General features: G+C 71.3%; 4 protein-coding genes. All 4 read right to left on the bottom strand.

The window, feature by feature from the left end; all coding sequences use genetic code 11:
• The coding region (gene whiA, locus WA805_RS21135; RefSeq protein ID WP_425240695.1) for a DNA-binding protein WhiA at positions 1–699 on the bottom strand (699 nt) is incomplete at its 3' end.
• Positions 690–1,667, bottom strand: coding sequence for a gluconeogenesis factor YvcK family protein (locus WA805_RS21130; protein ID WP_422280330.1), 978 nt, complete (start codon positions 1,665–1,667; stop codon positions 690–692). The genes WA805_RS21130 and whiA, both read right to left, overlap by 10 nt.
• Positions 1,668–1,671: 4 nt before the next feature.
• Positions 1,672–2,553, bottom strand: coding sequence for an RNase adapter RapZ (gene rapZ, locus WA805_RS21125; protein ID WP_422280328.1), 882 nt, complete (start codon positions 2,551–2,553; stop codon positions 1,672–1,674).
• On the bottom strand, positions 2,550–3,646 hold a 1,097-nt coding region (gene uvrC, locus WA805_RS21120; protein ID WP_425243188.1), incomplete at its 5' end, for an excinuclease ABC subunit UvrC. The genes uvrC and rapZ, both read right to left, overlap by 4 nt.

Here is a 3,646-nt window from a genome sequence, read left to right as displayed (position 1 = left end):
GCGCAGGTTCGCGTCGTCGAAGTTCGCCAGGCGGTTGGCGGTGGCGCGGACCTCGCGGCGCATCCGCCGTTCCTCCCAGGCCAGCACGCTGTCGTGCGCCCCGAGCCTGGTCAGCATCGCCGCGATCGCCTCGCCGTCGCGGATCACCACCCGGTCCACGCCGCGCACCTCACGGGACTTGGCGGAGATCTTCAGCCGCCGCGCGGCCCCCACCAGGGCCAGCGCCGCCTCAGAACCGGGGCAGGTGATCTCCAGGGCCATCGACCGGCCCGGCTCGGTCAGCGACCCGTGCACAAGGAAGGCGCCGCGCCAGGCGGCCTCGCAGTCGCAGATACCGCCCGACACCACCTGCCGGGGCAGCCCGCGTACTGGGCGCCCGAAGCTGTCCAGCAGTCCCGCCTGCCGCGCCAGGCTGTCGCCGCCGCGGGAGACCCGCACGATGTACCTGTTGCCCTTGCGCAGCCCGCCCGGCTGCAGCACGAGCAGCTCCGACGTGTGGCCGAACACCTCGGCGATCGACGCGCGCAGCCGACGGGCCACCGCCGCGGTGTCCAGCTCCGCCTCGATCACGATCCGCCCGGCGGTCAGGGTCAGCCCGCCGGCGAATCGCAGCAGCGTGGACACCTCCGTCTTCCGGCAGCACGGCTTGATCACCGGAATTCGGCTGAGCTCGTCCTTCACCACGCCCGTCATCGCCATTGCGGCACCACCCCCACGATTAAGTCGCTAACTCCCCCGAACACCCGCCGGTACGCCGCGGCCAGCCGCACCGGATCGTGCTTGACGCCGTCGGCCGCCGCCACGTCAGACAACACCAGCGACGCGTGCAACAGTCCCGCCGCCTGCTTCAGCTCGTTTTCCGCGCCGCCGACCGCGCCAGCATCGGCGAGCACCACGTCAACAGTCAATGATGGCGCGTGGTCGGTGAGAACTTCCAGATGACGGTGCGGAGAAAATCCTTCGGTCTCCCCCGGTTGCGGCACGAGGTTCAGCGCCACCAGTCGCCGCGCCTTGGTCCCCGCCAGCGCCGTGGCCAGCGACGGTACCAGCAGGTGCGGCAGCACGCTGGTGAACCACGACCCGGGGCCGAACACTACCCAGTCCGCCGCGAGCACCGCGTCGACCGCTTCCGGCACGGCCGGCGGGTCGAAGGGCTCCAGCGTGATCGACCGCACCCGGCCGCTGGTCACCGCCACCGCGGCCTGCCCCCGCACCTCGCGAACCACCTCGGGCGCCAGCGGGTCGAGCCCGGACACGTACGCCACGATCTCCAGCGGCACCGCGGCCATCGGCAGCACCCGCCCGGTGACGCGCAGCAGCCGCCCGACCAGGTCCAGGCCGGCTACCGGATCGCCGAACAGGTCCCACATCCCGGCGAGCAGCAGGTTCCCGAGGGCATGCCCGGCCAGCTCGCCTGAGCCGCCGAACCGGTGCTGCACCACCCGGGACCAGGTCTCGCCCCACGAGTCGTCGCCGCACAGCGCCGCGAGCGCCATCCGCAGGTCACCGGGCGGCAGCACGCCGAACTCGCGGCGCAGCCGCCCGGACGAACCGCCGTCGTCCGCGACCGTGACGATCGCCGTGATGTCCGGCGTCACCCGCCGCAGCGCGGCCAGCGACGCGGCCAGCCCATGCCCCCCGCCCAGGGCGACGACCTTCAGCCCCAAGAAATCACTCCCGACCCAGATCCCGGTGCGACACCGTGATATCGCGGTCGCCGAGCCGTGCCGCGATCTGTTCGGCGATGGCGACCGAGCGGTGCTTGCCGCCCGTGCAACCAACCGCCAGCGTCACATACCTCTTGCCTTCGCGTTCAAACCCCGGCAGCGACACTTCGAGCACTTTCAGGTACGCGTCGAGGAACTCCTCCGCCCCCTGCTGGGCGAGCACGTAGTCGCGCACCCCGGCGTCCAGGCCGGTCAGCGGCTGCAGCGACGGCACCCAGTGCGGGTTCGGCAGGAACCGGAGGTCGGCGACCAGGTCCGCGTCCACCGGCACCCCGTACTTGAAACCGAACGAAACGATGTTCAGCCGCAGCGTCCCCGCCGAGTCCCCGGCGAAATAGGCGTGCATCCGGGACCGCAGCTGGTGCACGTTCAGCGACGACGTGTCCAGCACGATGTCGGAGTCGCCGCGCACCTCGCGGAGCAGGTCGCGCTCGGCAGAGATGCCCTCGGTGATCGTGCCCAAGTCCTGCATCGGGTGCGGCCGCCGCACGTTCTCGAACCGCTGCACCAGCGTCCTTTCTGACGCCTCGAGGAACACCACCTGCGGCGACACGCCGCGCGCCGCCAGCGCCGCGATCGCCGACTTCAGGTCCGTGGAGAACCCGGCCGACCGCGCGTCGATGATCGCGGCGACGCCGGGCAGCGACGCCCGGTCCGCGAGGTCGAGCATCGTGGGCAGCAGCGCGGGCGGCAGGTTGTCCACCACGTACCAGCCGAGGTCCTCAAGGGCGTTAGCCGCGGTGGACCGGCCGGCGCCGGACATGCCGGTGATGATGACGATGTCGGGTACGCCGTGCGCGGCACGGGCGCTAGCAGGTTCAGTCATGTGGCTAACCTCCGGGAAGGACCAGGCTCCGCAGTCCGCAAGGCGCTCGTGATGGTGGCCGCGAGCCGCGGCCCGATGCCGGGCACTTCGGCGATCTCCGCGTCCGATGCCGCCGAGATCGCCTTCACTGACCCGAACTTCTTCAGCAGCGCGGCCCGCCTGGCCGGGCCCAGGCCCGGCACCGAATCCAGCGCCGAGACGGTGGCGGCCTTCCCCCGCTTGGCCCGGTGGTAGGTGATCGCGAACCGGTGCGCCTCGTCCCGCACCCGCTGCAGCAGGTACAGCCCCTCGGACGTGCGGGACAGGATCACCGGGTGCTGCTGGTCCGGCAGCCACACCTCTTCCAGCCGCTTCGCGAGCCCGCAGACGGCCACGTCGTCGATGCCGAGGTCCGCGAGCGCGCCCGCGGCCGCCGCGACCTGGCCCGCGCCACCGTCCACGACGACCAGGTTCGGCGGGTACGCGAACTTGCGCTGAGTCGAAGCCAGCGTACGTTCAGGGGAAATGTCTTGATCTTCCCTCGCCTCGGGATCGCCGAGCATGTCCAGCTCACCGGTCTCCTCGCGCTCCGCCAGGTAGCGCCGGAACCGCCGGGTGATCACCTCGCGGATCGCCGAGATGTCGTCGCTGCCCTCGAACCCCTTGATCGAGAACCGGCGGTACTCGCTCTTGCGGGCCAGCCCGTCCTCGAACACGACCATCGACGCGACGACGTGCGTGCCCTGCAGGTTGGACACGTCGTAGCACTCGATCCGCAGCGGTGCGTCGTCCAGGCCCAGCGCCTCCTGGATCTCGTGCAGCGCCTGGCTTCTCGTGGTCAGGTCGCTGGCGCGGCGCGTCTTGTGCAGCGCCAGGCCCCCCTTGGCGTTGCGCGCGACGGTCTCCATCAGGGCCTTCTTGTCGCCGCGCTGCGGGACCCGCAGCTGCACAGGGCCGCCGCGGCGCGCGGTCAGCCACTGCGTCATAGTCTCCGGGTCCGGCGGCAGCTCGGGGACGAGCACCTCGCGCGGGATGCCGTTGCTGTCCGGTGAGGTTCCCTCGCCGTAGAACTGGCCGAGGAAGTGCTCGACAAGGTCGGTGGTGTTGACGTCCT

This window comes from Trebonia sp., assembly GCF_049794275.1.
GTDB lineage: Bacteria > Actinomycetota > Actinomycetes > Streptosporangiales > Streptosporangiaceae > Trebonia.
The sequence above is the reverse complement of the archived record's forward strand: the minus strand, read 5'-3'. Positions and strand labels throughout refer to the sequence as shown.